Below are 25618 nucleotides of genomic sequence, written 5' to 3'. Positions count from 1 at the left end.
ATTCATTTCACGCTCCGGCGCCTGCTGCCACACGGATAGCCTCATCGGAGGCAAGGTCGATTGGTTTTAACTTGAGCATCCTTTGCTCTGGGGTTCGGGAACGCTCCCATGTCGCTGATCGACACCTTCTTCAATCCTGACGTGATCATGTCCAGCCTGCCGGCGCTGTTGCGTGGCTTCCTGAACACGCTGCTGCTCGGCATTTTGAGTATCGGCATCGGCATTCCCATTGGCCTGGGGATCAGCCTGTTGCGGCTCTATGCGCCGAAGCCGCTGCGCTGGCTGGCGGTCGGCTACACCGACATCTTCCGGGCCCTGCCGGTGCTGGTGGTGCTGATCCTGATCTATTATGCGCTGCCCTTCCTCGGCATCCGTCTGTCGTCCTGGGCCTCCGCCGTGACGGCGTTCGCCATCATCATGTCGGCCTATTCAGCAGAAGTGTTCCGCTCCGGCATTGAGAGCATTCCGAAAGGCCAATTCGAGGCAGCACAGGCGCTCGGCCTGCCTTTCCTTTTGACCTTGCGCAAGGTGGTGCTGCCGCAGGCGATCCGAGTCGTCATCCCGCCGATGACCAGCAATTGCGTCTCGATGTTTAAGGACACGTCGCTCGCTTCCACCGTTGCGCTGCCTGAACTGTTGAAGGAAGCGACCAACGCGCAATCGCTCTATGCCAATCCCTCGCCGCTGATCGGCGCCGCTTTGGTCTATCTCATCTTCCTCTGGCCCATGGTCCGCCTCGTCAGCCTGCTCGAAGACCGCTTCAAGACCGAGAAGACGCGCTGACCTCATCAACCGTCCCGCTTCCCAAGCCATTCGCAGGAGATACAGTTGAGCAATTCCCAAGCCGCCGGCGGCTTTCCGGTCGACACCATCCGCGCCATGTTTCCGGCCTTGCAGCGCGCCCGTGATTTCATCTTCATGGACAACGCCGCCGGCGCGCAGATCCCGCAGAGCGTGCTCGACGCGGTGACCAATCACCTGGTCTCGCACAATGTGCAGCGTGGTGGTCGCTATGGGCGCTCGGTCACGGTCGACCAATCGGTTGCGGATGCTCGGACGAGCGTGGCCTTGCTGATCAACGCCTACAGTCCGTCGGAAATCTGCTTCGGCATGAACGCCACCTCGTTCATTCGCCTGGTCAGCCTCGGCATCGGCCAGATGCTGGCCAAGGACACAGAGCGCGACGAGATCGTCATCACCGATATGGACCACGACGCCAACATCGCCACGTGGCTGGCGCTGGAGCCCGCCGGAGCCAAGTTCAAATGGTGGCGCATGCGCGAGGACGGCAACCTGCATGTCGACGACCTCAAGCCGCTGGTTTCCGATCGCACCCGTCTCGTCGCCTGCACGGTGACCGCGCATTCGATCGGCTCGATCGTCGACGTCGCTTCGGTGGCCGCGATCGCGCATGCGGCCGGCGCCGAAGTGTTCCTTGACTGCGTGCATTACGGACCGCACGGGCTGATCGACGTGCAGGCCTGGGACTGTGATTATCTCGTCTGCTCCGGCTACAAGAATTTCTCGCCGCATATGGGCTTTCTGTGGGGCCGCTTCGAAACGCTGAAGCGGCTGCCGACCTTCCGCGAGGATTTCATCCCCGACGAGCCGCCTTACAAGGTCGAGGCAGGCACCTTCATCTACGAAAACGTCTCGGGCATGGATGCCGCGGTGCAGTACCTGGAACTGATCGGCCGCAATCTGGCGCCCTCCAACAACCGCTCGCGGCGCGACAACATCGTTGCCGGCATGGGCGCCATCCGCGATTACGAAGTGCTCCTGGCGCGTGAGATGCTCGCGGTGCTCAAAGCTTGCGGCGCGACCATTTACGGGGTTTCGGAAGAGACCCGCATCAACGAGCGCGTGCCGACCTTCTGCTTCAACATCGGCAAGCTGTCGCCGCAGCGGATCGTCGAGGAAATGGCTGAGATGCAGATCGGCATCCGCGACGGCCATATGTATGCGCCCCGGTTGATGAAGCGTCTCAACCTGTCGATGGACAGCGGCGCCATCCGCGCCTCGCTGGTCCATTACAACACGGTCGACGAGGTCAGGCGTTTCGGCCAGGCGTTGCGCGCCGTCGTAGCCAAGCTGTCGTAGCTTGTCCGTCAGATGTCTCCGGCGTGGAACATCGGCCCGCCCTTGTGGGCCGGGAAGCCATAGCCGTTGATCATCACCAGATCGATGTCGGAGGCACGCGCCGCGATGCCTTCGGCAAGCAGGGCCTTGCCCTCTTCGGCCATTGCCGCCAGCAAGCGCGTGACGATCTCATCGGGCGAAAAGCGGCGCGGCACGATGTCCTTGGCCGCCCGAACGGCCTCGATCAGCGCGGCCACTTGCGGGTCGCTCCTGCGCTCGCCGTCCGAATAATCGTACCAGCCGCGTCCGGTCTTGCGGCCGAAGCGACCGGCCTCGCACAGCCGGTCGGCGATCTCGACATAACGTGCTTGCGGATCGAGCATCGCCGCCTGTCGCTTGCGCCGCGCCCAGGCTATCTCCAGCCCAGCCATGTCGTTGACCGCGAAGATCCCCATCGGGAAGCCCCAGGCCTCCAGCGCGGCATCCACCTCTTCCGGTGCTGCGCCATCCTCCACCATGAACTCCGCCTCGCGGCGGTAGGCCGAATAGAGGCGGTTGCCGATGAAACCCTCGGTAACGCCGCACACGACAGGCAGCTTGCCGAGCTTCCTGACGAACGCGATAGCCGAGGCGAGCACATCGGGCGCCGTCGCCGCGCAATCCACCACTTCGGTGAGCCGCATGACGTTGGCCGGGGAGAAAAAATGCAGGCCGGCGATCCGTTCGGGCCGGGCGGTTGCAGAGGCGATCTCGTCGGGGTTGAGGTAGCTGGTGTTGGTCGCCAGTATGGCGTCGGGGCGGACGATACGATCAAGCTTCCGGAAGAGTTCGGTTTTTACCGCGAGATCGTCGAACACTGCCTCGATGACCAGATCGGCCTGCACCAGCCTGCCGGCGTCGCTGGCCGCTTCAAACCGGCTCAGCGCCTCCCTGCGGGCATGATCGGTGAGTCGGCCGGATTGGACCGACTTGTCGAGAAGGCCGGCGATCCGCTCGTATCCTTTTGCCGCGGCGTCGTCGGTCTGCTCGATGCCGATTACGCGATAGCCGGCATTCAAGGCCGAGACCGCGATGCCTGCACCCATCAGGCCGGTTCCGACGATACCGACGGTCTCGACCTTGCGAGGCGTGACACCCTCCAGCCTGTCGACTTTGCTGGCTTGCCTCTCGGCAAAGAAGACGTGGCGCAACGCTGCCGCCTCGCGAGAATCCCGGAGGCGCAGGAAGGTCGCGTGTTCGTGCACAAGACCGTCCTCAAGTCTGGCCGTGGACGCGGCCCGGACCAGTCTCACGGCTTCTGCAGGCGCGATCTGTCCACGGCTGCGGGAAAGCACCTTTCTTGCGGCTGCCGCGTCGGCCTCAGGTTGCGAGCGCGGCACGGAAAGCGCGCCCGTGCGCCGCAGCGGTTGGCCAACGAGACGGCGGGCGACATCGAGCGCGCCTTCGGGAAGATCGTCCGCGATGGTATCGATCAGACCGAGAGCGAGAGCTTCGTCGGCATTTGCGGGCCGACCCGTGCCGATCAGGTCAATTGCGGCGACCGTGCCGATGAGGCGGGGCAGGCGTTGGGTTCCGCTGGCCCCGGGCACTAACCCGAGCTTGACCTCGGGCAGGCCGAAGCTGGCCGCCTTGCTGGCCACCCGGTAGTGGCAGGCCAGCGCAATCTCGCAGCCGCCGCCGAGCGCCGCGCCGCCAACTGCCGCGACGACCGGTTTCGCGAAGCTCTCGATCGCTTCGATCACGTCAGGCAGTGTGGGCCCGATAGCGGGCTTGCCGAATTCCTTGATATCGGCGCCACCGATGAAGGTGCGCCCAATGGCGGTCAGCACCACGGCAGACACTTCATCCGACGCCGCACGCCCAAGCGCAGCCATCAGTCCGGCCCTGACATGGAAGGACAGCGCGTTGACCGGCGGATTTTCGATCGTGACGACGAGAACGCCATCGACGATCTTGCCTGTGACACTCTCGGAAAATCGTGCTGTGTTCATGGAGTTTTATCCCGGAACGACGGCAAATCTTCCTCCTCCTTCTGCTCTCCGCCAAATGCCGGTGTCCCGGCTCGGACGGATGAAGCGCCATGGGGTTCTTCAAATAATTTCAAGCTTAAAATAATTAGAATTCAAAAAACTTCAAGCCTACCGGAGTCGACTGCAAAAGGCGTCGCTACCACGACGGTGATCGGTCAGACTTGACGGTTGCACTGCGGTGCCGGGTCAAGGCGAGTTTGTGGAAACCTTCGGCAGCAGGGCTTTGAAATAGTCGATCGTCTGTTGCAGCCCGGCTTCCAAAGTCACCGTCGGCTCCCAGCCGACAAGCCTTTTGGCAAGGGTGATATCGGGCTGGCGGTGCCGCGGATCGTCTTGCGGAAGATCGCGGTAAATTATATCCGAACCTGATCCGGTCATCTGCGTCGTCAGTTCGGCCAAGCGCCTGATCGTTACTTCCCTTGGATTGCCGATGTTTACTGGACCGGTCACCTCCGGCCCCGTATCCATGAGGCGCAGCATGCCGCTCACCAGGTCGTCGACGTAGCAAAACGACCTTGTCTGTGAGCCGTCGCCGAAAATGGTTATCGGTTCACCACGAAGCGCCTGCACGATGAAATTTGAGACAACCCTGCCGTCTGCCAGGTGCATGCGCGGCCCGAACGTATTGAAAATCCGCGCGACCTTGACCCACAAGCCATGTTGTCGGTGATAGTCGAAGAACAGCGTTTCGGCGCAGCGTTTGCCTTCATCGTAGCATGAGCGCGGCCCGATCGGGTTTACATTGCCCCAGTAACTCTCGGGCTGCGGATGCACAGACGCGTCACCATAGACCTCACTGGTGGAGGCCTGAAAGACTTTGCATTTCAGCCGCTTTGCCAGTCCAAGAACATTGATGGCGCCGTGCACGGCGGTCTTGATCGTCTGAACCGGGTCGTACTGGTAGTGAACAGGCGAGGCCGGACACGCCAGGTTGTAAATCTCATCGACTTCGACGTAGAGCGGAAAGGTCACGTCATGGCGCATGAATTCGAAGCGGGGATGCTTGGCCAAATGGTCGATATTGCGCTTTGATCCGGTGAAAAGGTTGTCGACACACAAGATTTCGTCGCCTCGTTCCAACAGGCGGTCAATAAGATGCGAGCCGATAAACCCTGCGCCCCCGGTAACGAGAATGCGTCTGCGGCTGTCATAGAGTCTGGCCAATTTCTGCTCCCAGGCAAATGCTGATCGACCAGATATCGGTCGCCACACGCAGGATACGACGTGTCCGCAGCCAATGCACAAGGACCAAACTGAAATTTCGCAGATCCGCTCGGTGCCGATGCGAATTCCGATCCGGGCATTTGGTTTGATCAGAAGGCACGATTGAGGCCGATAGTGGCCTATGAATTGGCAGCAGAGAATATCAGCCCTGTCGTCAGGGCCGCCGCTGCGTAGGTGGCCGGCAGAACCTGACGGTTCACCCCAATCCGCAGCAGGGAGTGACTCGAAACCCGGTCCTGCTGGATTTTATCCACAACATCGATGGCATCGGCGGATGGCAACATGAAACATGGCAACGACCATTTTTCATGAGACATTCCTCTTCGCGATAGAGCATCGTTGAATTGGCCAACAGGCTGCCATACAAGCACGTCGGCTCAACAGGTGGCTCGAGGAACCCCACGGATGTCCGAACGCATTGCAGTTATCGGCCTGGGTTATGTCGGCTTGCCGGTAGCCATTGCCTTTGGGAAGGTTTTCCCCGGCACCATAGCTTTTGACATCAGCGAGCGTCGGATCGGGGAATTGCGTGGCGGCGTCGATCGTACGGGGGAAGTTGACGCAACGGCGCTCAAGGAGACCTCGATAGGGCTGACCACCGACCGGGGGATGTTGAAAGGCGCTACTTTCTTCATCGTCGCCGTGCCAACCCCTATCGACGCAAATCGCGCTCCCGATCTAGCTTCTTTGAAACTGGCGTCCGAACTCGTCGGCGAGGCGGTGAGCAAAGGCGCCGTCGTCGTTTTTGAGTCGACAGTCTATCCAGGTGTGACCGAAGATTTCTGTGGGCCGATCATCGAGCAGGTTTCCGGCCTGCGACATCCCCGCGACTTTGCCCTCGGCTATTCGCCCGAACGCGCCAACCCCGGCGATCGGGAACACTCGCTGCAAAAGATCGTCAAAGTCGTCTCCGGCGAGAATAACGAGACGCTGGAGCGCGTCGCGAACGTTTATGGCCGTATCATCGATGCCGGCGTCTACCGCGCCCCGTCGATCAAGGTGGCCGAGGCAGCGAAGGTTATCGAGAACACCCAGCGCGATCTGAACATCGCGCTGATGAACGAACTGGCAATGATCTTCGAGCGGCTCGATATCCGGACGCAGGATGTTCTTGATGCTGCGTCGACGAAATGGAACTTCCTTCCCTTCAAACCGGGGTTCGTCGGCGGCCACTGCATCAGCGTCGATCCATATTATCTGACCGCCAAGGCCGAGGCCGAAGGTTACCATCCGCAGATCATCCTCGCCGGACGTCGCATCAATGACGGCATGGGGGCCTTCGTTGCCCAGCAGGTTGTCAAACGGCTGATTGGTTCTGACACGCCCGTCAAAGGGGCTTCTGTCGGCATTCTCGGGCTGACATTCAAGGAGGACGTGCCGGATTTGCGCAACAGCCGCGTTTTCGACATGGTCAAGGAACTAAGGCAGTTCGGAATTGTCCCCAAAGTCCATGATCCCCTTGCCGATGTCGAAACCGCTCGGCGTGATCACGGCGAAACAATCCTGCCGCTCGATGAGATAAACGATTTGCAGGCGCTTGTTCTGGCGGTGCCTCACAGGCAATATCTCACCAACGAAAGAGCGCGTCTTTTTCAAATGATCAGGCCGGGGGGGACACTGTTCGATGTCAAGTCGGCCATCAAGCCCAATGAAGTTCCCGACAACATAAAATACTGGAGCTTGTAAAGCTCGCCTGAAATTAACGCTAGGATATGCAGTGACATCAAGCAGGCCGATACTGATCACCGGCGCAGCCGGGTTCATAGGGTTTCATCTTTGTCTGAGGCTGCTTGCCGAAGGACGCCAGGTTATCGGCCTCGACTCCATGAACGAGTATTATGACGTCAGCCTGAAGCAGGCTCGTCTCGAGCGGCTGAAAGCGTTTTCGAATTTTTGTTTCGAGCATGCCGATCTGACGGAGCGGGACCGTATTTCGGAGCTCTTCCTCTCGGCCGCGCCGGAGGTTGTCGTCAATCTCGCGGCGCAAGCCGGCGTACGCTATTCGATCAGCAATCCGCACGCCTATGTGGAAAGCAACCTCAGCGGCTTTGTCAACATCCTGGAAGGATGCCGGCAGGCCTCCGTCGGCCATCTGGTCTATGCATCGTCGAGTTCGATTTATGGCGGCAGCACCCGCATGCCGTTTTCCGTGCACGATCCGGCGGACCATCCGCTCAGCCTTTACGCCGCAAGCAAGAAGGCGAACGAGCTGATGGCGCACACATACAGCCATCTGTTTCGACTGCCGACCACCGGGCTGCGTTTTTTCACCGTCTATGGTCCGTGGGGGCGGCCGGACATGGCGCTGTTCATCTTCGCCAAGGCTATCCTCGCCGGCGAGCCGATCGAGGTCTTCAACTATGGCAACATGCAGCGGGATTTCACCTATATCGACGACATTGTCGAAGGTATTATCCGCGTCATGCAGCAACCCGCGACACCCAACCCTGAGTGGAAAAGTGTCGCGCCAGACCCAGCGACCAGCAACGCCCCGTTCAGGATTCACAACATCGGCGGCAATTCGCCCGTTCAACTGAACCGATTGATCGAGGTGCTCGAAGACGCGCTGGGACGCAAGGCAAACCGCAACCTCAGGCCACTTCAGCCAGGCGACGTTCCGGCAACTTTCGCCAATGTCAGCTCGCTCGAGGAGGCGACCGGCTTCAAGCCCAAAATCCCGATCGAAATAGGGGTTCCGCGCTTTGTCGAATGGTACCGGGAGTTCTACCGATCATGATCGGACGCTTCGCCACCTGGAGGCGGCTGGCTCCTGACCAGCCATCGCTGGCGCATGCCGCTCGGAAAACTCAATAAGCCGCAGCCGAACTGGGTGTCGCCTGAAGGCGGTGAATATCTTTCCGGGGCGGCGCACCGAACAGGCGACGATATTCTCGGCTGAACTGCGAAGGGCTGTCATAGCCCACCGCGAACCCGGCCGTGCCTGCGTTTGCGCCGCCGGCAAGCATAATCCTTCGCGCCTCCTGCAGGCGCAGCTGCTTCTGGTATTCGAGCGGGGTCATGCGCGTAATCGCCTTGAAATGGGCATGAAGGGACGACGCGCTCATGCCTGATGCCGCCGCAATGTCTTCGATGCGCAGTTGTGCCTGGAAATGATTGCGGATCGTGGCGATGGCGCGGCTGACCTGGCTCAGGTGGCTGTCCACCGACGCCATCTGGCGAAGCGTGTCACCGTGCGGTCCGGTGAGGAGCCGGTAAAGGATTTCGCGTTCGATCAGCGGCGCCAGCACGGTGATGCTCTCGGGGCGATCGAGCAGCCTGACAAGCCGACAGGCGGCATCAATCAGGTCGGGGTCACTTGGATAGGCAGCTAACACCGGCAGATCCCTGCTGGGGGATGCACGTCCTTCTTTCACAAGCAGCTCGGCCAGCGCGGTGGAATCAAAATTTATCTTGCAACAGAGGTAGGGCGCCGCCGGGCTCGCCTCCAACACATGCCCGACCAGCGGCAGGTCGACCGAGACGAGCAGGTAGCTCGATGCGTCATAGACCACGCTCTGGTCGGCCAGCGAGACGCGCTTCGATCCTTGGGCGATTATGCAAAGCGACGCCTCGTAGACCGCAGGCACGGGTGCACTGGGCTGGTTGGCGCGAATGAGCGACAGCCGCGGCACCGCAGTGCCGGCCATGCCAGATTTCGGCGCAAAGCGGGTGATTAGCTCGGCGAGTTCATTGATTTTCTCCATGCCGCATAAATCTTCATGGCGCGAAATGTTGCAAGGCATTTCGAGTTCATTTGGAGGATCGTGCAAACTCTTTGGACGATCACGCTACCGCCCTTTACCGGTTCGCCGCCATCTATCTCCCCGTCACCGCAGCGAAAAAGGAAACGATCATGAAGGGACTTAAAGACAAGGTTGTACTCATCACCGGCGCCTCCAGCGGCATCGGCGAAGCGACGGTTCGGGAACTTGCCGGTGCCGGCGCCAGACTGTTCATCGGAGCCCGCCGCACCGAGCGGCTCAAGGCGCTGGCCGCAGAAATAGGCAAAGGCGTGGCGTGGCGCGAACTCGACGTGACTGACGCGGCGAATTTCGACGCCTTTGCCGATGCCGCTCATGCCGAATTCGGGCAGATCGATGTGCTGGTCAACAATGCCGGCGTCATGCCGCTGTCGCCGCTTGCCGCGCTGAAGCGCGATGAGTGGTCTCGCATGATCAATGTCAACATCGGCGGCGTGCTGAACGGGATCGCCGCGGTGCTGCCGCGCTTCGTCGCCCAGAAGAATGGGCATATCGTCAATGTCGCCTCGGTCGGTGCGCATATCGTGCTGCCCACCGCGGCGGTCTATTGCGGCACGAAATATGCCGTCTGGGCAATCACCGAGGGGCTGCGGCAGGAGCATGACGACATCCGCGCCACGATCATCTCCCCCGGAGTGACCGCAACCGAACTGGGCGACGATATCAGCGATCCTCAGGTCGCCACGGCTCTGAAAGAATGGCGGCAGAAGTCGCTCACACCGGACGCCATTGCACGGGCGATCCGTTTTGCGCTTGATCAACCCGATGGCGTCGACGTCAACGAAGTGATCGTGCGGCCAACCGCTGCCAATATGTAGAACTTGCTGCCGGATGCCGGCTTTCGGCGAGCTAGGGCGCTCTCCGAGATCCGGCAAACGGCCCACCCCTTAATGCACCCGCCCTCAGCCTCTGGCGCAACTCCCGCGGGCCACATCGTACCGGCTCTCGAACGCGCGCGAAAAATGCGCACTCGAATTGAACCCGCAAGCAAAGGCGATTTCCGAGATCGTGGGCGACACTCGGGCGGGCGACAACAATTCTTCCTTGCTGCGCTCCAGCCGCCTGTCCCAGACGAAGCGTTCCGGTCTCGCGGCAAGGCCGGTGCGCCGCTGGGAACTTACCCCGCTAATCATCTCCCCTGCGACGGTAGAGATGTCAGGCTTCGCCGGCCAGGCGCGCTGAAATCAGCCGCGCCGCCTTGATCACCGCTTCGCCCTGGCTGGCCGCCATGCTGTCATCGGCGCGTGACACAGGCGAGGCCACCGCCAGAGTGCCTAAAGGACGGCCATCGGAGCCGAGGATTGCCGCGGCTATGCTGTGGACGCCTTCTTCATAGCCTTGGGAGCTCGAGGAATAGCCGCGCTTGGCGGCAAGCCGGATCGCCTTCATCAGCCTGTCGGGCTGCGTCACCGTGTGTGGCGTGAAGGTCGGCAACGGCTTGTCGACATAGGCCTCGGCCGCTTCCTGAGGCGAAGCGGCGAGAAAGGCGATGCCGGAGGCGGTGCCGTGCAAGGGCAGCACCTGGCCGACATCGACATTGACCCGGTTGGCCTTTGCCGAGAGTTCGACGTGGACGGTCAGCAGTGCGCCGGCGCTGAATTCCGACAGATGCACCGTTTCGCCTGTTTCCAGCGCCAGCTCGCGAACCACAGGTGCTGCCACGCGCACGAAGGGAAAATGCGCGTCGCGAAAGCGGGCCAGCCGCGACAGGCCGGCGCCGAGCCGGTAGCGGCGGCTTGCCGGCTCTTGTTCGATCAGGCGGTGGTCGGCCAGCGCCATCAGCAGGCGCCGCGCCGTCGCCTTGTCGAGGCCGGTTTTGCGGGCGAGCTCGGACAGGCCGATCTCCGGTTCGCCGAGCGTGAACTGTTCCAACAGCGATATCGCTTTGCCGACTGTGCTCATCGTGCATCCTCAAGATACTTCGCATGGGAGGGAAGCCAATCCACCTTGCAGTCCGCTCATAGCACATAAAATGGTGGTTCAAATAACGAACCGTTTGGAAGCGACAAAAAACACCAGCAAGTTTCGCGGCGACATCAATCTCGATGCGCCGCGCCGTGCGCGGGGTGATGCTGCGCGGCAACACCTATCAACAGGTGGATCAACTCGGCGGCGCCGTGCCTGGCCGGCGTGTCGGCCCAAACGCCTGATCGTGGCCGGCGCGGAAGCTTCAACTCTGCCCCAGCTGCGCGCGGCGCCAGGCGGCGGGCGCCTGGCCAACCCGCTCCCGGAAGAAGCGTGAGAAATAGGCCGGATCTTCGAAGCCGATTTCGTAGGCGATGTCCTCGACGGTGCGCACGGTGAACAGCAGCAAGCGCTTGGCCTCCAGCAACCGTCGCTCGCCGATGAGTCGCTTGACGCCGCTGCCAAGCACCGTATGGGCGGCCTTGTCGAGAAGATGCGGTGTCGTGGCCAGCGCCTCGACGTAGCGGTCGACGGGCCAGTTGTCGCGGAAATGCGCATCGACCAGACGGCGCAAGCCGCGCGCCAATGCAGCATCGGAAGAACCGGTGGCATCCTTCACCTCGGGACCAAGGCGCGCGATGTGCGAGAGCGCGACGGCAATCAGCGCCGGCAGGGTCTTGTCACTCCCGGCCTGCGCCTCGGCATATTCCGTGGCGATCATCTCCAGCACCGCCGCAAGCCTTTTCCACGCGACGTGCTGAGGAAGGCTATCGGCAAAGACCGGCCGGTCCAATGGCAGCAGGCTGTGAGCGGCTATTGCCGCAAGCGCATCATCGGCGACCGAAACGACGATGGCGTCGGTGCCGGGCCCGATCGAGAAGCCATGCACGATGGTGCTCGGCACGAAGCTGACGGCCGGTGCCGAAAAGTCCCAGGATTGGTCTTCGATGCGGTAGGTGCCGGAGCCGCTGGTCCAGTAGGTGATCTGGCCCATTTGCGGATGCTTGTGCGCGGCAACCTGGCCGAGATGAATATTGCTGCGCGCAAGCACCGTCTCGACATGCAGGAAGCCGACATCGAGCGGCCGCACCGGCTCGCCATAGACAAAGAAATCAGGAATGGAATTGAGGCTCATGGCGCCGGAAAAAGTCCAATCGGTTTTGCCGTTACGTCCTAACCGATCCTTGCCAGGAGCGCTAGAGTTGATGCCATAAGTGGAGGAACATCATGCGATCGGAAGACTTTCGTGCCGACAATGGGCGCCCGTTCACCGGGGCCGAGTATCTGGAGAGCCTGCGCGACGGCCGCGAGGTCTACATCAACGGCGAGCGCATTGCCGATGTCACCACCCATCCGGCCATGCGCAATTCGGCGCGGTCGCTGGCGCGCCTCTATGATGCGCTGCACGATCCCAAGCGGCAGGGCACGCTGACCTCGCCTACCGATACCGGTTCGGGCGGCTACACCCACAAATATTTCCGCGTCGCCAAATCCTCCGGCGAACTCGCGGCCCAGCAGACCGCGATCGCCGAGTGGTCACGCATGTCCTATGGCTGGATGGGCCGCACGCCCGATTACAAGGCGGCACTGATGAACACGCTCGGCGCCAATACCGACTGGTACGGCCCGTTCAAGGACAATGCGCTCGCCTGGCACAAGCGTGCGCAGGAAGCCGTGCTGTTCATGAACCACGCCATCGTCAACCCGCCGATCGACCGCCACAAGCCGGCCGAACAGGTGAAGGATGTCTTCGTCCACATCACCAAGGAGACCGACGCCGGCATCTATGTCTCCGGCGCCAAGGTGGTGGCGACGTCCTCGGCGCTGACCCACTACAATTTCCTGGCGCAGAGTTCGGCGACGGTCACCGAAGATCCGTCGCTGTCGGTCATGTTCATCGTGCCGATGAATGCGCCGGGGGTAAAGATGTTCTGCCGCGTCTCCTATGAGCAGACGGCCAACACGGCGGCGGCTCCGTTCGACTATCCGTTGTCGTCGCGCTTCGACGAGAACGATGCCATCCTGGTGCTCGACAATGTCTTCATCCCCTGGGAGGACGTACTGGTGCTGCGCGACGCGCAGAAAATCCTGTCCTTCCATCCGGCTTCGGGCTTCATGCATGGCTATTGCTTCCAGGGCTGCACACGCTTTGCCGTCAAGCTCGACTTCCTCGCCGGCCTGCTAGCCAAGGCGCTGCGCGCCACCGGCGGCGATGCCTTCCGCGGCAACCAGGCGGCGCTGGGCGAGGTGATCGCGCTCAGGCACATGTTCTGGAGTTTCTCCAACGCCATGGCTTATAATCCGATCCCCTGGGCGAATGGCGCTGTCCTGCCCAACCTGGAAGCAGCCCTTGCCTACCGGACTTTCATGTCGGAAGCCTATCCGCGCGTCATCGACACGGTGCGCCGGGTGATCGCTTCTGGGTTGATCTACCTGCCGTCATCAGTGCGCGACTTCAACAATCCCGAGATCGACAAATACCTCGCGCAATATGTGCGCGGTTCCAACGACATGGGCCATGTCGAGCGCATCAAGATCATGAAACTGTTGTGGGACGCGACCGGCACCGAGTTCGGCGGCCGCCACGCGCTCTACGAACTCAACTATGCCGGTGCGCCGGAAGAGGTGCGGCTGCAGGTGCTGAAGGGCGCCGAACGCGGCGGCCGGCTGAAGGCCATGGAAGAACTGGTCGATACCTGCATGGCCGACTATGACGAGAATGGCTGGACGGGAGATACCTGGCTCAATCCGCTCGCTTCATCGGCTGGGTGATGTCAGATGGCCACGCAGATTTCGAAGGCCGATTTCCGCGACGCCATGGCAAGGGTCTGCGCGCCGGTCAACATCGTCACGACAGATGGCCCGGCCGGGCGCGGCGGCTTCACCGCCACCGCCATGTGCAGTGTGTCGGACGAACCTCCGACACTGCTGGTGTGCATGAACGGACGCTCGGCGCAGGCGGCCATGTTCCTCGCCAACCGGCGCTTCTGCGTCAACGTGCTGACGCATGACCATATGCACCTGGCCGGCAAGTTCGCCGGCGCGACCAGGGACATGGAGGCACGCTATTCGGCGGCGCGCTGGCAAACGCTGACCTCGGGGACGCCGGCGCTGTCCGATGCGATCGTCAATTTCGATTGCGAGATCGAGGATGTGCACATCGTCGGCACGCATAATGTCATGATCGGCCGCGTTATCGACGTCAGGCACGGCAGCGGCGGCTCGGCCTTGCTCTATGTCGACCGCAATTACACGCAGCCGACGCGGCTTGGCAGCTTTGGCGGCTGAGCCGCAGCAATCAGCTCTCGCCGGCGATCAGGCTCTCCAGCAGATCGAGCAATTGCTCGAGCCTCTCATGTCCGAAGCGCTGTTCGATGTCGCGGTAGATGACGAGGCGTTCCGGCGACAAGGCATCGATCAGGGCGGAACCCGCCGGGGCGATCGTCAGCACGACACGGCGGCCATCGCCTTCCGCCTTGTTGCGGGTGATGAATTTTCGGCCCTCGAGCGTCTTGATGATGCGTGTCAGGCTGGGCGGCAGCACCGAAGCGCGATCGGCAAGTTCCGTCGCCTCGACAGGGCCGGCCTCGCTCAGAACGCGCAGCACACGCCATTGCTGTTCGGTCACGTCATGCGCCGCCAGCATAGGGCGGAACCGCGCCATCACCACTTCGCGGGCATGGAGCAGCGCCATCGGCAGAGAACGACGGGTGTTTTCAGGCAGCAAGAAGCAGCGTCCCCAATGATGCGGGCGGTCGGCGGGACCGCACGCCAAAACCTGACCTTTCCATCCCGTATCGTCGCCTCAACTTGGATGCAAGTCTTGACTTCAGGGATGCTGCATGTAATTAACGCGTTAATTACAACAGTGGAACAATCCGGGGAACGAGACGCGGTGCCTCACTTTTCCATCGAGTATTCGGCCAACCTCGATGCCAAGGTCGACATGAGCGAATTGTGCGCGCTGGTGTTGCGCACCGTGCTCGGCACCGGGCTGTTTGAAACCGGCGCGGTGCGGGTGCGGGCCTTCCGCGCGGAAGCCTATGCCATCGCCGACAGCCTGCCGGAAAACGCTTTCCTCGACATGTCGTTTCGCATTGGAACCGGGCGCAGCGCCCAGGACAAGAAACGAACCGGGGAGGCGGTCTTCGCCGCGGTGAGCGAATACCTTGGCCCCCTGTTCGAGACCCCGCATTTCGCTCTTTCCCTGGAGATCAGGGAGATCGACCCGGTACTGAGCTGGAAGAAAAATGCAATCCATCCGCGACTGCGCGGCAAGTGACGGAAGCTGATATGTCCGACCTCGAAGGCAATCTGAAAAAGGCCGAGGCCTATCTGGCCCGTTTCAAGCGCGACGGCGTGCTGAACCAGATCGGCGGCGAAGCGGTGCCGGCGGTGGATGGCTCGACCTTCGAGAGCATGTCGCCGGTCGATCTCAAGCCGCTGGCCAAGGTCGCGCGTGGCAGTGCCGCCGATATCGACCGCGCCGCCAAGGCGGCAAAGGCGGCGTTCCCGGCCTGGGCCGCCATGCCGGGCGACGGGCGCAAGAAGCTGCTGCACAAGATAGCCGATGCGATCGAAGCGCGCGCCGAGGAGATCGCCTTCGTCGAGTGCATGGACACCGGCCAGGCGCTGAAATTCATGGCCAAGGCCGCGCTGCGCGGCGCCGAGAATTTCCGCTTCTTCGCCGACCGCGCGCCGGAAGCGCGCGACGGCGAGACGCTGCGCACGACAGGCCAGGTCAACATCACCACGCGCGTGCCGATCGGCCCGGTCGGCATCATCACGCCGTGGAACACGCCGTTCATGCTGTCGACATGGAAGATCGCGCCGGCGCTGGCGGCAGGCTGCACCGTCGTCCACAAGCCGGCCGAATTTTCGCCGCTGACCGCTCGCCTGCTGGTCGAGATCGCCGAGGAGGCCGGCCTGCCGAAAGGCGTGTGGAACCTGGTCAACGGCCTCGGCGAGCACGCCGGCAAGGCGCTGACCGAGCACCCTGACATCAAGGCGATCGGTTTTGTCGGTGAGAGCCGCACCGGCTCGATGATCATGAAACAGGGCGCCGATACGCTGAAGCGCGTGCATTTCGAACTGGGCGGGAAGAACCCGGTGATCGTCTTCGCCGACGCCGATCTCGAACGTGCGGCGGATGCAGCCGTGTTCATGATCTACTCGCTCAACGGCGAACGCTGCACCTCATCGTCGCGGCTTCTGGTCGAAGCCTCGGTCTACGACACATTCACGGATCTGGTTGCGGAGAAGGCAAAGCGCATCAAGGTTGGCCATCCGCTCGATCCCAAAACGGTGGTTGGTCCGCTGATCCATCCGGTGCACGAGGAAAAGGTGCTTTCCTATATCGAGATCGGCAAATCGGAAGGCGCGGTGGTAGCCGCCGGCGGCGGCAAGTTCGCCGGTCCGGGCGGTGGCTGCTATGTCAGCCCGACGCTGTTTACCGGCGCCACCAACAGGATGCGCATTGCCCAGGAAGAGATTTTCGGGCCGGTGCTGACTGCCATTTCCTTCAAGGACGAGGCCGAAGCGCTGGCGCTGGCCAACGACACCCAATACGGCCTGACCGGCTATCTCTGGACGTCGGATGTTACCCGCGCCTTCCGCTTCACCGATGCGCTGGACGCCGGCATGATCTGGGTCAATTCGGAGAACGTGCGGCATTTGCCGACGCCGTTCGGCGGCGTCAAGAATTCCGGCATCGGCCGCGACGGCGGCGACCATTCCTTCGATTTCTACATGGAGACGAAGAACATCGCCTTCGCCACTTCAGCGCACGCGATCCAGAAACTCGGCGGCTGACCGGAGGACATCGGATGCCACTGCCCAAACCAAACCTCTATCCCGCCTTCAACATCGTGCGCCTCAGCCATGTCGAACTGGCGGTCACCGACCTAGCGAAATCCCGCGCCTTCTATGTCGACACGCTTGGCCTGCAGGTTACCGACGAGGCATCGGACGCCATCTATCTAAGGGCGTTGGAAGAGCGCGGACACCACTGCATCGTGCTGAAGAAGGCCGGCAGCGCCGAAGCCCGCGATCTCGGCTTCAAGGTTTTTTCGGATGAGGATCTCGACAAGGCCGAGCATTTCTTCAAGGGAAAAGGCCTGCCGGTCGAGTGGGTCGAGCGACCGTACCAGTCGCGCACCTTCCGCACCCGCGACCCGCACGGCATTCCGCTCGAGTTCTTTGCCCAAATGGAAAGGCTGCCGCCGATTCATCAGAAATATGCGCTCTACAAGGGCGTGAAGCCGCTGCGCATCGACCACTTCAACTGCTTCTCGCCCAATGTCGACGAGTCCGTCGCCTTCTACAACGAGCTTGGCTTCCGCGTCACCGAATACACCGAGGATGCCAGTAGCGGAAAGCTGTGGGCGGCCTGGACGCACCGCAAGGGCGGCGTCCACGACATCGCCTTCACCAACGGTGTGGGTCCGCGCCTGCATCACGTCGCCTTCTGGGTGCCGACACCGCTCAACATCATCGACCTGCTCGATCTTATGGCGACGACGGGTTACCTCGCAAATATCGAGCGCGGCCCCGGCCGGCATGGCATTTCCAACGCCTTCTTCCTCTATGTCAGAGACCCGGACAATCACCGCATCGAGATCTACTGCTCGGACTACCAGACGGTCGATCCGGATCTGGAGCCGATCAAGTGGGACCTCAAGGACCCGCAGCGCCAGACGCTATGGGGCGCGCCGGCGCCGAAAAGCTGGTTCGAGGAGGGCAGCACCTTTGCCGGCGCGGCCGCACGCCAACCGGATTTGACGGCGTCGCCGATCATCGCACCGTGACCACAGACGCGAACCTGACGGAGACCGGGATGACTGCACATGGGCGGCTCGCCACCTTCACCGTCGGCGGCAAGACGCGCTATGGCGTGGTCACAGATAAGGGCGTGGTCGACCTGTCGGCGCGGCACAGCCTGTGGCCGACGCTGCGCGAAGTGATCGAGGCCGGCGTGCTACGGCGGCTGGCGGAAGAGGCCGAAGCCTACGCCGTCGATTTTCCAGTCGGCGCCATCGCTTATGAAATCCCTGTGCCGTCGCCGGAAAAGATCATCTGCGTCGGCGTCAACTACCCGGACCGCAACGAAGAGTACAAGGACGGCCAGGCCGCGCCCTCCAACCCGTCGCTGTTCATCCGCTTCCCCCGCTCCTTCGTCGGCCACGACGCGCCGCTGGTGCGGCCGCCGGAATCGCCGCAGCTGGACCATGAGGGCGAGATCGTCATCGTCATCGGCAAGGGTGGACGACGCATCGCCGAGAGGGATGCGCTTGACCATATCGCGGCACTATCCCTGTGCAACGAAGGCACCATTCGCGATTGGGTACGGCACGCCAAGTTCAACGTCACGCAGGGCAAGAATTTCGACCGCACCGGCTCGCTCGGTCCGTGGCTGGTGCCATTCACCGACGAGGCGCAGATTGCCGACATCGCGCTGACCACCCGCGTCAATGGCGAATTGCGCCAGCAGGACCGCACCAGCCGGATGATCTTCTCGTTCCGCAAGATCATCGCCTATGTCTCCACCTTCACCACGCTGGTGCCAGGCGATATCATCGTCACCGGTACGCCGACCGGCGCCGGCGCCCGCTTCGACCCGCCGATCTGGCTGAAGCCCGGCGACGTGATCGAAGTCGAAGCCGACGGCATCGGCGTGCTCCGCAACGGCGTCGTCGACGAGGTAGCATCGTGACCCCCGAGCAAGCTGAAGATGCCGCGGCAAGGCTGTTCGAAGCCGAGCGTTCGCGCCGCCAGATCCGTCTGCTCAGCCTCGATTTTCCCGACGCGACGATGGAGGATGCCTATCGCGTCCAGGCAGCGCTGGTGAAACGCAAGACCGATGCCGGGCTGACCCCGAAGGGCTGGAAGATCGGCCTGACATCGAAGGCGATGCAATATGCGCTCGCCATCGACACGCCGGATTCGGGCGTGCTGTTCGACGACATGTTCTTCAACGACGGCGCGACGATACCCGTCGGCCGCTTCATCCAGCCGCGCGTCGAGGCCGAGATAGCCTTCGTCATGAAGGCGCCGCTGAGGGGCCCAGGCGTGACCATCTTCGACGTGCTCAACGCCACCGATTATATCACGCCGGCGCTCGAAATCCTCGACACGCGCATCGAACGCGTCAATGCCGAGACAAAGAAGGCGCGCACTTTCTTCGATACGATTTCCGACAACGCCGCCAATGCCGGCATTGTCATCGGCGGCCGGCCGCAACGACCCGATGAAGCCGATATGCGCTGGATCGGCGCCATCGTCTCGCGCAATGCGGAGGTCGAGGAGACCGGGCTTGGCGCCGGCGTGCTCAACCATCCGGCGATGGGCATTGCCTGGCTGGCGGACAGGCTCGCCCGCTACGGCATGTCCATCGCGGCCGGCGAGGTGGTGCTGTCCGGATCGTTCGTGCGCCCGGTCGAGGCGCGGCCCGGCGATACGATCGTCGCCGACTTCGGCAGCTCGGGAACGGTCAGTATCCATTTCGCCAAGAGCTGACGGCTCTCATCGGCTCGTCAGTTGGGCTGTTCACCGCGCAGGTAGTCAATCACCACATCGGCTGCGATGGTCGACATGCGCAAGCCGACATCCCTGGTGATGTCGCCTTCGACGCGGCTTTGCACCCAGCCAAGGAACGCGAAGGCACGCAAGGCGGCGAATAGAGGCAATGCGGCGATGTCCTGCGGGGTCAGCGCACGCTCTTGCTGGTAGCCGTCAAGCAAAGCGGTTTCGATCAGCGGGTAGATCGCCTCCTCGCGGTTCTGGTAGAGGGCGACGGCAAGGTCGTACATGTGCCAGCCATGGCCGCAATCGTCGAAGTCGATGATGCGTACGGCACGGTCATGGATGAGCACGTTCTCGCGCACCAGATCGGCGTGGATGATGCCGAAATTGCGCGCGCTGCGCTCATGTTCCGACAGCGCCTTCACTGCGTTGTCGCGCGCCTGCAAGACCAGCGCGCGGCGAGGACCATCGAGAAAGGGCGAGGTCTCGAACCGGCCCCAGACCGGGTTCGCCCCGAAGAAGCCGTCGAAGTCCCAGGCATGGCGCGCGAAGCCCGCGGGCGGCGTCCAGGAGGCAGTGACATTGTGCATATGGGCAATGGTCCGCCCGATCGCCGTGAAGATCTGGACCGACTGGTCGGGCGTGTAGACCAGTGGCACGCCGCGTGCGCCCACGGCGCGGCCCTCCAGCCAGCTCAGGCAATCGGCCTGCCGGGGCTGCTCCGAGGTGGCCGTGCTGACAAGCACGAACGGATCGCCGGCCTGTGTTGCGACGCAAGACGGCGTGGCTACGCCGGCGGATTGCAGGAAGCCCATCCATTGCAGTTCCGAACGCAGCGCGGCGTCCGTGTGGTAGCCGAGCCGGTGGATGCGCATGGCTGCCGGCTGGCCATCCGGCAGCCGCACGCGGAAGACGGCGTTCTCGCGGTGCTTCAGAAGTTCCGGCTCAAAATTGCGGACGGCCCCAATGTTCGAGCGCACGCCTGGCAAGCTCCGTGACATCGGCGGCCGTTTCGGGCTCGGATTGGGTGGAAACAGAATTCACGCCGGCACTCCGCCGACTTCGCCCAGCACCTCGTCCAGCAGGCCGATCAGGAACTCGGCATTGTCGCGCGAGAACGGCATGGGCGGGCGGATCTTGAGCACATTGCCGTGGATGCCGGTCTTGCCCATCAGCACGCCGCGATGACGCATGCGATTGGCGACCTGCTCGGCAATGTCGGGCGCCGGTTCGCGCGTGTCGCGGTCGTGGACCAGCTCGGCGCCGAAGAACAGTCCGGCCCCCCTGACCTCGCCTATGCACTCATGCCGATCGGCCAGCGGGCGCAGCAGGCCAAGCGCATAGGCGCCGACGTCTTGCGCGTTGGCGACAAGGTTTTCCTGTTCGATGACGTCGAGGACGGCATTGGCGACTGCGCAGGAGACCGGGTTGCCGCCAAAGGTGTTGAAGTAGCGGAAAGCGTCGCGGAAGGTCGCCAGTATCTCCTTGGTGGTGACCACGGCCGCGATCGGATGGCCATTGCCCATCGGCTTGCCCATGGTGACGATGTCGGGGACGAAGCCGGCGCGCTGATGGCCCCAGAAATGGCTGCCGGTGCGGCCGAAGCCGGGCTGCACTTCGTCGGCGATGACCAGACCACCGGCTTCGCGCACGGCCCCCAAGGCGTCGTCGAAAAATCCGGTGGGCAGAGCCGGGAAACCTTCATTGGCGAGTTGCGGACACAAGATGATGCCAGACAGGCCAATGCCGTCCTGTGCCAGCGAAGCGATCGCTTGACGCACGGCGTCGCCGAAGGCCTTGCCATTGGCCATCGCATCGGGATGGCGATAGCTGTCGGGGGCCGGCACCAGCCTGACATGGGGGGCGCGGCCGCGGATCGGAGGCATGCGCGTGCTGAGCTGCGAAACCGCCGCCGTGTTGCCATGATAGGTGGCGTCGGTGGCGATGATGCCCATATTGCCGGAGGCGGCCTGCGCCATGCGCAGCGCTATGTCGTTGGCCTCGCTGCCGGTACAGGTCAGGATTGCGGTGGCGATGCTTGCATCGAAGGTCGCCGTCAGCCGCTCGACATAGTCGAGAATTGCGGTGTGCAGATAGCGTGTGTGGGTGTTGAGCAGGCTTGCCTGACGGCACAAGGCCTCGACCACATGCGGGTGGCAATGGCCGACATGGGCGACGTTGTTGTAGGCATCGAGATACTTGCGGCCGTCGGCATCGTAGAGCCAGACGCCTTCGCCGCGCACCAGGTGCACGGGCTCGTCGTAGAACAATTGCGATTTCGCGCCGAGCAGGCGGGCACGCCGCTTGACGAGCGCTTCCTCGCTCGGGTTCTTCTCAGATTGGGTCATTGCGTACCAAACTCCATTGCGTCAGCGGGTCTATCAGGCCCTCGACAGACCTGCATCGATGGCCTCGCCGATCTTTGCCACGTCGGCGGCGCCGATGATCAGCGGCGGCGACAGGATGATGTTGTTGCCGGACACGCGCAGCATGACGCCGGCGTCATAAGTGGCTTCCGAAACCACGGCCATGGTCTTCTTGTCCACCGGCTTTTTCGTCGTGCGATCGGAGACCAGCTCTAGCGCAGCCATCAGGCCCTTGTACCTGATGTCGCCGACGATCGCGTGCTTGGCTTTTAGCCCCTCCAGCGTCGCCGCGAGCTCGATGCCGCGCGCGGCTGCGTTCTCGTCCAGGCGAAGCCGTTTGGTCTCGGCAAGTGCAGCCAGCCCTGCCGCGCAGCCGACAGGATGGCCGGAATAGGTATAGCCATGACCGATCGCCCCGAAGCTGGTCTTGTCGGCCTCGAAGACGTCGGCGACCTTGGCGCCGATCAAGGTGGCGCCGAGCGGGAAATAGCCCGAGGTGATCGCCTTGGCGATGGTCATGAAATCCGGCTTCACGCCGGATAGCCGCGAACCCGACCAGGCGCCGGTGCGACCGAAGCCCGTGACCACCTCGTCGGCGATCAGCAGGATTTCGTGGCGGTCGCATATCTCGCGCACCAGCGGCATGAAGCTGTCATGCGGAACGATGACGCCGCCGGCGCCGAGAACCGGCTCCATGATGAAGGCGGCAATGGTGTCGCCGCCCTGGAAGGCGATCTCATCCTCCAGCGCTTTGGCGCACAGTTTGGCCAGCCGCGCCGGATCGGTCTCATCGAACGGATTGCGGAAGGTCCAGGGTGCGGGAATGTGGAAGACGCCGGGCATAAGCGGCTCATAGTTGCGGCGGAAATTGGCGTTGCCGTTGACTGACGCGCCACCGAAATGGGTGCCGTGATAGCCCTTCTTCAGCGCGAGGAATTTTGTCCGGTCGCCCTGGCCGCGGATCTTCCAGTATTGGCGGGCGAGCCGCAGTGCGGTTTCGACCGAATCCGAGCCGCCCGAGGTGAAGAAGGTCCGCACCATGCCTTCCGGTTCGAACCATTCGCTGAGTTCGTAAGCGAGCTCGATCGACGGGCCGGTCGACGTGCCGCGAAACCCGGAATAGTAGGGCAGGGCGCTGAGCTGGTCGGCGATGGCCTTCTTGATCGGGTCGCAGGAGTAGCCGAGATTGACGTTCCACAGTCCGCCAACCGCATCGAGCACGGTGTTGCCGTCGATGTCGGTGACCATCACGCCTTCGCCTTTCATGATCACCTTTGGCGGGTTGGCCCGCATCTCGGCCGGGTGTGCCATCGGATGCCAGATCGGCTTGGCGTTTTTCTCGGTGAGGAAATTGATGTCGCGCATCGCAAGGCTCCGCAAATGTCTCAGGAGATGAGGTCGAAATGGCCGAGGGCCTCGGCATAGGAAAGTGCCGGCCGCGCGACGTCGAAATGAACGGTGCGCATGCCGGCGGCACGGCCGCCATCGACATTGCGCTGCTGGTCGTCAACGAACACACAGGCGCGGGCAGGCAGGCCAAGCGCCTCGGTCACCAAGGCATAGGCGCGCGGATCGGGCTTGAGGATGCGGGTATAGGTGGCGTCGACGATGGTGTCGAACAGCTCGAGCAACGGCAGCCGCTGACGGAAGCCGGCGCCATAGAACAGATCTAGCTCGTTGGACAGGATCGCCAGGCGAAATCCCGCCGCATGCACGGTCCGGATGGCGCGGACGGCTTCGGGCCGCACGATCTTTTCCGGCTCGGCTCCGCGTGCGCGCTGGACGAATGTCTCCATCGCCTGCCAGTCCTCGCCGACGAGCCGGCCGACTTCGCTGGTGCGGGTGCGCCAATAATCGCGCTCGCTGATCTCGTCGGCCTGCATTGAGCGCCACAGCGGATCTGAATCCGGGTCGAACGGCCCGTACCATTGCAGCGTTCCCGGCGCGAGGCCGAGCGCCTGTTCGGTCAAGGCATGGGTCTCGAAAAGGGTCCGGGTGACGACGCCGCCGAAATCGAGGACGAGCGCCTGGGCAGGAACAGCGCTCACGCAGCCACTCCCTTGGCCGGCATGCCGCGCGGGATGATGCCTTCCTCGACCCAGCGGTCGAAGATTTCGAGCGCTTTGCCGACGAACTCGTCGCTGTTGATGTGGGCGTCGATCTCGTGGAACTCGACGCCGGCGGGAATGGCCTTGCGCATCTCATCGGTGAACGCCGCGAGGGCTTCGGGTTCGTACAGCGGCTCGCCCTGCGCATCCCATTCCTGGATGCCACCGGAGGGCAGGATGAAAGCGGAGCGCCCCTTCGACGCACCGAGCTTGGCGGCGATGGTCCTGGCGACTTCACGGCGGTCGGTGGCATCGACGGTGATCGAGCCGATCAACCTGTTATGAGCATGGAATGGCCGCTGCGCGAACTTTGTCGGCAGCGCCTGCCAGGTCGGCAAATCGACCATGTCCACGGCGCCAGGGGCTGCGATCTGCGGAATGCCGCGGGCGCCGGCATTCTCGAGCCGGTCGGCGCCGGAGCTGACGACCGAGCCGGCAAGATGATTGGTGATCTCCTGCAGGCTGAAGTCGAACACCGCGCAGAAATGGTCCTGGCTGGCGATCGATTCGAAGGCCCGGCCCCCCATCCCGGTGGTGTGAAAGACTGCGACGTCATAGCCGCGCTGCTCCAACGCCGGCTTCAGCGTCTTCATATAGCGCAGGCAACTGCTGCCCAGAGAAGTCATGCCGATGGTCGGCCCGACCGCCGTGGCGGAAGCACGGGATGCAAGCACGATCTTCGCCGCACCGACGACCGCGCCGCAGGCCTGGGAAAGGACCAGCTTGCAGATGGTGTTGAGGCCGTAGAGCCCGCCTGCCCACAGGATCATCATCAGGTCGGGCGCGACACGCTCGGGCGGAATGAGGTGCGAGTAGGCGATGGTCGAGACGACGAATTTCGGCACGCCGAGCGGCAGGCACAGCGCGACATCGAGCGCCAAATCGGTTCCCATCGAACCACCGATGGCGATGAAGGCGTCGATGTCGCCGCGCTGATGAAGCTGGCACACCAGCTGAACGGCGCCGACGGCCATCAATGTCATGGCGGTGTTTTCATCGCCGCTCGAGACGATTTCGGCCATCGTCACGCCAGCGGCCCGCGCAACGGCATGCTTGTCGTGATCGGGACTATAGGCGGGGGCGCCCAGCACGCTGACATCCATCATCACGGCGCGGCCACCCAATGCCTCGATACACGCTTTCATGAACAGCAGTTCGTCGGTCTTGGTATCGCCCGTGCCGATGACCAGGATGCGGGGCGTCGCCATATCTGCAGACATCAGGCCTGCCTCCTCAGGGTTTGCAGGTTTTCGCCATTGAGGCGCATCGAAATCTCCCGTGCCGCGGTCACAACCGCAAGCCCTCGTTCCACGATCGTAGCCGGTGTCGTCCTGGCCTTCGGGGCTGCCACCGCAATTGTCCCCAGCGCAAGACCATCGGCGGCGCGGATTGCAGCCGCGACGCCGATCACGCCGTCCTCATGGCCCTGGTCGCAGATCGAATAGCCGCGGTCGCGCGCCTCGCCGATCGACTTTGAAATGGCGGCCGGCTCGACGAGGGTATGATCGGTGAAGGCCTCAAGCGAACCTGTCAGGCATGCTTTCACGGTCGCGTTGTCGGCGGAAGCCAGATAGGCGATGCCGGAGGCGGTGGAATGCAGCGGCAGAAGCTGGCCGATATCGATG

The 25618-nt window shown here is 62.7% G+C and carries 25 protein-coding genes and 1 pseudogene; 12 read left to right on the top strand and 14 right to left on the bottom strand.

Translation table 11 applies throughout. The features are described from left to right. Positions 1 to 108: 108 nt before the first annotated feature. Together NKI46_RS18145 and NKI46_RS18140 are read left to right on the top strand one after the other, a co-directional pair. The gene (locus NKI46_RS18145) at positions 109 to 783 is read left to right on the top strand and encodes an amino acid ABC transporter permease (protein ID WP_023667812.1); all 675 of its coding nucleotides are present in this window, start codon (positions 109 to 111) and stop codon (positions 781 to 783) included. 45 nt (positions 784 to 828) lie between these two features. Then, a complete protein-coding gene (locus NKI46_RS18140; RefSeq protein WP_352747245.1) occupies positions 829 to 2100 on the top strand; it encodes a cysteine desulfurase-like protein in 1272 nt (423 codons plus the stop codon). 8 nt (positions 2101 to 2108) lie between these two features. Here NKI46_RS18140 and NKI46_RS18135 read toward each other — a convergent pair whose 3' ends face one another. The 3 genes from NKI46_RS18135 to NKI46_RS18125 form a co-directional block, all read right to left on the bottom strand. Then, positions 2109 to 4070, bottom strand: a complete 1962-nt coding sequence (locus tag NKI46_RS18135; protein ID WP_023695196.1) for a 3-hydroxyacyl-CoA dehydrogenase NAD-binding domain-containing protein — start codon at positions 4068 to 4070, stop codon at positions 2109 to 2111. 225 nt (positions 4071 to 4295) lie between these two features. Beyond that, positions 4296 to 5273 (bottom strand): UDP-glucuronic acid decarboxylase family protein, encoded by a 978-nt coding sequence (locus NKI46_RS18130; protein ID WP_352747241.1) that lies wholly within the window; start codon positions 5271 to 5273, stop codon positions 4296 to 4298. 179 nt (positions 5274 to 5452) lie between these two features. Beyond that, positions 5453 to 5650: a hypothetical protein gene (locus tag NKI46_RS18125; protein WP_352747238.1), complete on the bottom strand. Its 198-nt coding sequence runs from the start codon at positions 5648 to 5650 to the stop codon at positions 5453 to 5455. A gap of 88 nt (positions 5651 to 5738) precedes the next feature. Here NKI46_RS18125 and NKI46_RS18120 point away from each other — a divergent pair, with 88 nt between their 5' ends. Beyond that, positions 5739 to 7019: a nucleotide sugar dehydrogenase gene (locus NKI46_RS18120; RefSeq protein ID WP_352747235.1), complete on the top strand. Its 1281-nt coding sequence runs from the start codon at positions 5739 to 5741 to the stop codon at positions 7017 to 7019. Between the two features lie 31 nt (positions 7020 to 7050). Beyond that, the gene (locus NKI46_RS18115; protein WP_023807560.1) at positions 7051 to 8070 is read left to right on the top strand and encodes an NAD-dependent epimerase; all 1020 of its coding nucleotides are present in this window, start codon (positions 7051 to 7053) and stop codon (positions 8068 to 8070) included. A gap of 70 nt (positions 8071 to 8140) precedes the next feature. On the opposite strand, the gene NKI46_RS18110 is transcribed toward NKI46_RS18115, so the two are convergent. Then, positions 8141 to 9037: an AraC family transcriptional regulator N-terminal domain-containing protein gene (locus NKI46_RS18110; RefSeq protein ID WP_352747233.1), complete on the bottom strand. Its 897-nt coding sequence runs from the start codon at positions 9035 to 9037 to the stop codon at positions 8141 to 8143. 149 nt (positions 9038 to 9186) lie between these two features. On the opposite strand from NKI46_RS18110, the gene NKI46_RS18105 reads away from it, so the two are divergent. After that, positions 9187 to 9912 carry an SDR family oxidoreductase gene (locus NKI46_RS18105; RefSeq protein ID WP_023692277.1) on the top strand — a complete coding sequence of 242 codons (726 nt, stop codon included), beginning with the start codon at positions 9187 to 9189 and terminating at the stop codon, positions 9910 to 9912. A gap of 84 nt (positions 9913 to 9996) precedes the next feature. Here the strand turns inward: NKI46_RS18105 and NKI46_RS18100 are convergent, their stop codons facing one another. From NKI46_RS18100 to NKI46_RS18090, 3 genes are all read right to left on the bottom strand, one after another. Then, on the bottom strand, positions 9997 to 10227 hold the full coding sequence (locus NKI46_RS18100; RefSeq protein WP_023692276.1) for a helix-turn-helix domain-containing protein: 231 nt from the start codon (positions 10225 to 10227) through the stop codon (positions 9997 to 9999). 22 nt (positions 10228 to 10249) lie between these two features. Next, positions 10250 to 10996, bottom strand: a complete 747-nt coding sequence (locus NKI46_RS18095) for an IclR family transcriptional regulator (protein WP_023748001.1) — start codon at positions 10994 to 10996, stop codon at positions 10250 to 10252. Between the two features lie 268 nt (positions 10997 to 11264). Then, positions 11265 to 12134: a helix-turn-helix domain-containing protein gene (locus NKI46_RS18090; protein ID WP_352747228.1), complete on the bottom strand. Its 870-nt coding sequence runs from the start codon at positions 12132 to 12134 to the stop codon at positions 11265 to 11267. A 92-nt stretch (positions 12135 to 12226) separates the two neighbouring features. On the opposite strand from NKI46_RS18090, the gene NKI46_RS18085 reads away from it, so the two are divergent. Together NKI46_RS18085 and NKI46_RS18080 are read left to right on the top strand one after the other, a co-directional pair. Further along, positions 12227 to 13771, top strand: a complete 1545-nt coding sequence (locus NKI46_RS18085; protein ID WP_352747225.1) for a 4-hydroxyphenylacetate 3-hydroxylase N-terminal domain-containing protein — start codon at positions 12227 to 12229, stop codon at positions 13769 to 13771. A gap of 6 nt (positions 13772 to 13777) precedes the next feature. Continuing rightward, positions 13778 to 14287 carry a flavin reductase gene (locus NKI46_RS18080; protein WP_023682716.1) on the top strand — a complete coding sequence of 170 codons (510 nt, stop codon included), beginning with the start codon at positions 13778 to 13780 and terminating at the stop codon, positions 14285 to 14287. A gap of 10 nt (positions 14288 to 14297) precedes the next feature. Here NKI46_RS18080 and hpaR read toward each other — a convergent pair whose 3' ends face one another. Continuing rightward, complete coding sequence (gene hpaR, locus NKI46_RS18075) at positions 14298 to 14693, bottom strand: homoprotocatechuate degradation operon regulator HpaR (protein WP_023704722.1); 396 nt, start codon at positions 14691 to 14693, stop codon at positions 14298 to 14300. Positions 14694 to 14894: 201 nt separating this feature from the next. On the opposite strand from hpaR, the gene NKI46_RS18070 reads away from it, so the two are divergent. Genes NKI46_RS18070 through hpaH form a run of 5 tightly spaced genes read left to right on the top strand, consistent with a single transcriptional unit; the run spans position 14895 to position 19513 of the window. Further along, entirely contained in the window at positions 14895 to 15281 is a 387-nt protein-coding gene (locus tag NKI46_RS18070) for a 5-carboxymethyl-2-hydroxymuconate Delta-isomerase (protein ID WP_023686935.1), read from the top strand. A gap of 11 nt (positions 15282 to 15292) precedes the next feature. Further along, positions 15293 to 16810 (top strand): 5-carboxymethyl-2-hydroxymuconate semialdehyde dehydrogenase, encoded by a 1518-nt coding sequence (gene hpaE, locus NKI46_RS18065; RefSeq protein WP_023667828.1) that lies wholly within the window; start codon positions 15293 to 15295, stop codon positions 16808 to 16810. A gap of 14 nt (positions 16811 to 16824) precedes the next feature. Further along, complete coding sequence (gene hpaD, locus NKI46_RS18060) at positions 16825 to 17805, top strand: 3,4-dihydroxyphenylacetate 2,3-dioxygenase (protein WP_352747221.1); 981 nt, start codon at positions 16825 to 16827, stop codon at positions 17803 to 17805. A gap of 29 nt (positions 17806 to 17834) precedes the next feature. Next, positions 17835 to 18710: a fumarylacetoacetate hydrolase family protein gene (locus NKI46_RS18055; RefSeq protein WP_352747219.1), complete on the top strand. Its 876-nt coding sequence runs from the start codon at positions 17835 to 17837 to the stop codon at positions 18708 to 18710. Further along, on the top strand, positions 18704 to 19513 hold the full coding sequence (hpaH, locus tag NKI46_RS18050; protein ID WP_023682710.1) for a 2-oxo-hept-4-ene-1,7-dioate hydratase: 810 nt from the start codon (positions 18704 to 18706) through the stop codon (positions 19511 to 19513). The genes NKI46_RS18055 and hpaH overlap by 7 nt, the downstream gene beginning before the upstream one ends. Positions 19514 to 19530: 17 nt before the next feature. On the opposite strand, the gene NKI46_RS18045 is transcribed toward hpaH, so the two are convergent. The 6 genes and pseudogenes from NKI46_RS18045 to NKI46_RS18020 all read right to left on the bottom strand — a co-directional run. After that, positions 19531 to 20499 carry a phosphotransferase enzyme family protein gene (locus tag NKI46_RS18045; RefSeq protein WP_352747216.1) on the bottom strand — a complete coding sequence of 323 codons (969 nt, stop codon included), beginning with the start codon at positions 20497 to 20499 and terminating at the stop codon, positions 19531 to 19533. 60 nt (positions 20500 to 20559) lie between these two features. Further along, the gene (locus tag NKI46_RS18040) at positions 20560 to 21867 is read right to left on the bottom strand and encodes an aminotransferase class III-fold pyridoxal phosphate-dependent enzyme (RefSeq protein WP_352747213.1); all 1308 of its coding nucleotides are present in this window, start codon (positions 21865 to 21867) and stop codon (positions 20560 to 20562) included. A 33-nt stretch (positions 21868 to 21900) separates the two neighbouring features. Then, the gene (locus tag NKI46_RS18035; RefSeq protein WP_023708115.1) at positions 21901 to 23250 is read right to left on the bottom strand and encodes an aminotransferase class III-fold pyridoxal phosphate-dependent enzyme; all 1350 of its coding nucleotides are present in this window, start codon (positions 23248 to 23250) and stop codon (positions 21901 to 21903) included. A gap of 20 nt (positions 23251 to 23270) precedes the next feature. Next, complete coding sequence (locus NKI46_RS18030) at positions 23271 to 23933, bottom strand: HAD family hydrolase (protein ID WP_023738352.1); 663 nt, start codon at positions 23931 to 23933, stop codon at positions 23271 to 23273. After that, positions 23930 to 25213: a Tm-1-like ATP-binding domain-containing protein gene (locus NKI46_RS18025; protein WP_352747211.1), complete on the bottom strand. Its 1284-nt coding sequence runs from the start codon at positions 25211 to 25213 to the stop codon at positions 23930 to 23932. Before NKI46_RS18025 ends, NKI46_RS18030 begins: the two co-directional genes overlap by 4 nt. Next, a pseudogene (locus NKI46_RS18020) lies at positions 25213 to 25566 on the bottom strand (IclR family transcriptional regulator domain-containing protein); the annotation flags it as partial. The pseudogene NKI46_RS18020 and the gene NKI46_RS18025, both read right to left, overlap by 1 nt. Positions 25567 to 25618: the final 52 nt, after the last annotated feature.

This window comes from Mesorhizobium sp. M0615, from assembly GCF_040320805.1.
Classification (GTDB): domain Bacteria; phylum Pseudomonadota; class Alphaproteobacteria; order Rhizobiales; family Rhizobiaceae; genus Mesorhizobium.
This window is presented reverse-complemented; position numbering and strand designations above follow the sequence as displayed.

Excerpts from the sequence above, each read along its gene's own strand:
- hpaD (WP_352747221.1), top strand. The coding sequence starts at position 16,825 with ATGCCACTGCCCAAACCAAACCTCTATCCCGCCTTCAACATCGTGCGC.
- NKI46_RS18080 (WP_023682716.1), top strand. The coding sequence starts at position 13,778 with ATGGCCACGCAGATTTCGAAGGCCGATTTCCGCGACGCCATGGCAAGG.
- NKI46_RS18095 (WP_023748001.1), bottom strand. The coding sequence starts at position 10,996 with ATGAGCACAGTCGGCAAAGCGATATCGCTGTTGGAACAGTTCACGCTC.
- NKI46_RS18090 (WP_352747228.1), bottom strand. The coding sequence starts at position 12,134 with ATGAGCCTCAATTCCATTCCTGATTTCTTTGTCTATGGCGAGCCGGTG.
- NKI46_RS18100 (WP_023692276.1), bottom strand. The coding sequence starts at position 10,227 with ATGATTAGCGGGGTAAGTTCCCAGCGGCGCACCGGCCTTGCCGCGAGA.
- NKI46_RS18145 (WP_023667812.1), top strand. The coding sequence starts at position 109 with ATGTCGCTGATCGACACCTTCTTCAATCCTGACGTGATCATGTCCAGC.
- NKI46_RS18110 (WP_352747233.1), bottom strand. The coding sequence starts at position 9,037 with ATGGAGAAAATCAATGAACTCGCCGAGCTAATCACCCGCTTTGCGCCG.
- NKI46_RS18025 (WP_352747211.1), bottom strand. The coding sequence starts at position 25,213 with ATGTCTGCAGATATGGCGACGCCCCGCATCCTGGTCATCGGCACGGGC.
- NKI46_RS18135 (WP_023695196.1), bottom strand. The coding sequence starts at position 4,070 with ATGAACACAGCACGATTTTCCGAGAGTGTCACAGGCAAGATCGTCGAT.
- NKI46_RS18105 (WP_023692277.1), top strand. The coding sequence starts at position 9,187 with ATGAAGGGACTTAAAGACAAGGTTGTACTCATCACCGGCGCCTCCAGC.
- NKI46_RS18125 (WP_352747238.1), bottom strand. The coding sequence starts at position 5,650 with ATGTCTCATGAAAAATGGTCGTTGCCATGTTTCATGTTGCCATCCGCC.
- NKI46_RS18120 (WP_352747235.1), top strand. The coding sequence starts at position 5,739 with ATGTCCGAACGCATTGCAGTTATCGGCCTGGGTTATGTCGGCTTGCCG.
- NKI46_RS18055 (WP_352747219.1), top strand. The coding sequence starts at position 17,835 with ATGACTGCACATGGGCGGCTCGCCACCTTCACCGTCGGCGGCAAGACG.
- hpaE (WP_023667828.1), top strand. The coding sequence starts at position 15,293 with ATGTCCGACCTCGAAGGCAATCTGAAAAAGGCCGAGGCCTATCTGGCC.
- NKI46_RS18040 (WP_352747213.1), bottom strand. The coding sequence starts at position 21,867 with ATGACCCAATCTGAGAAGAACCCGAGCGAGGAAGCGCTCGTCAAGCGG.
- hpaR (WP_023704722.1), bottom strand. The coding sequence starts at position 14,693 with ATGGCGCTGCTCCATGCCCGCGAAGTGGTGATGGCGCGGTTCCGCCCT.
- NKI46_RS18085 (WP_352747225.1), top strand. The coding sequence starts at position 12,227 with ATGCGATCGGAAGACTTTCGTGCCGACAATGGGCGCCCGTTCACCGGG.
- NKI46_RS18035 (WP_023708115.1), bottom strand. The coding sequence starts at position 23,250 with ATGCGCGACATCAATTTCCTCACCGAGAAAAACGCCAAGCCGATCTGG.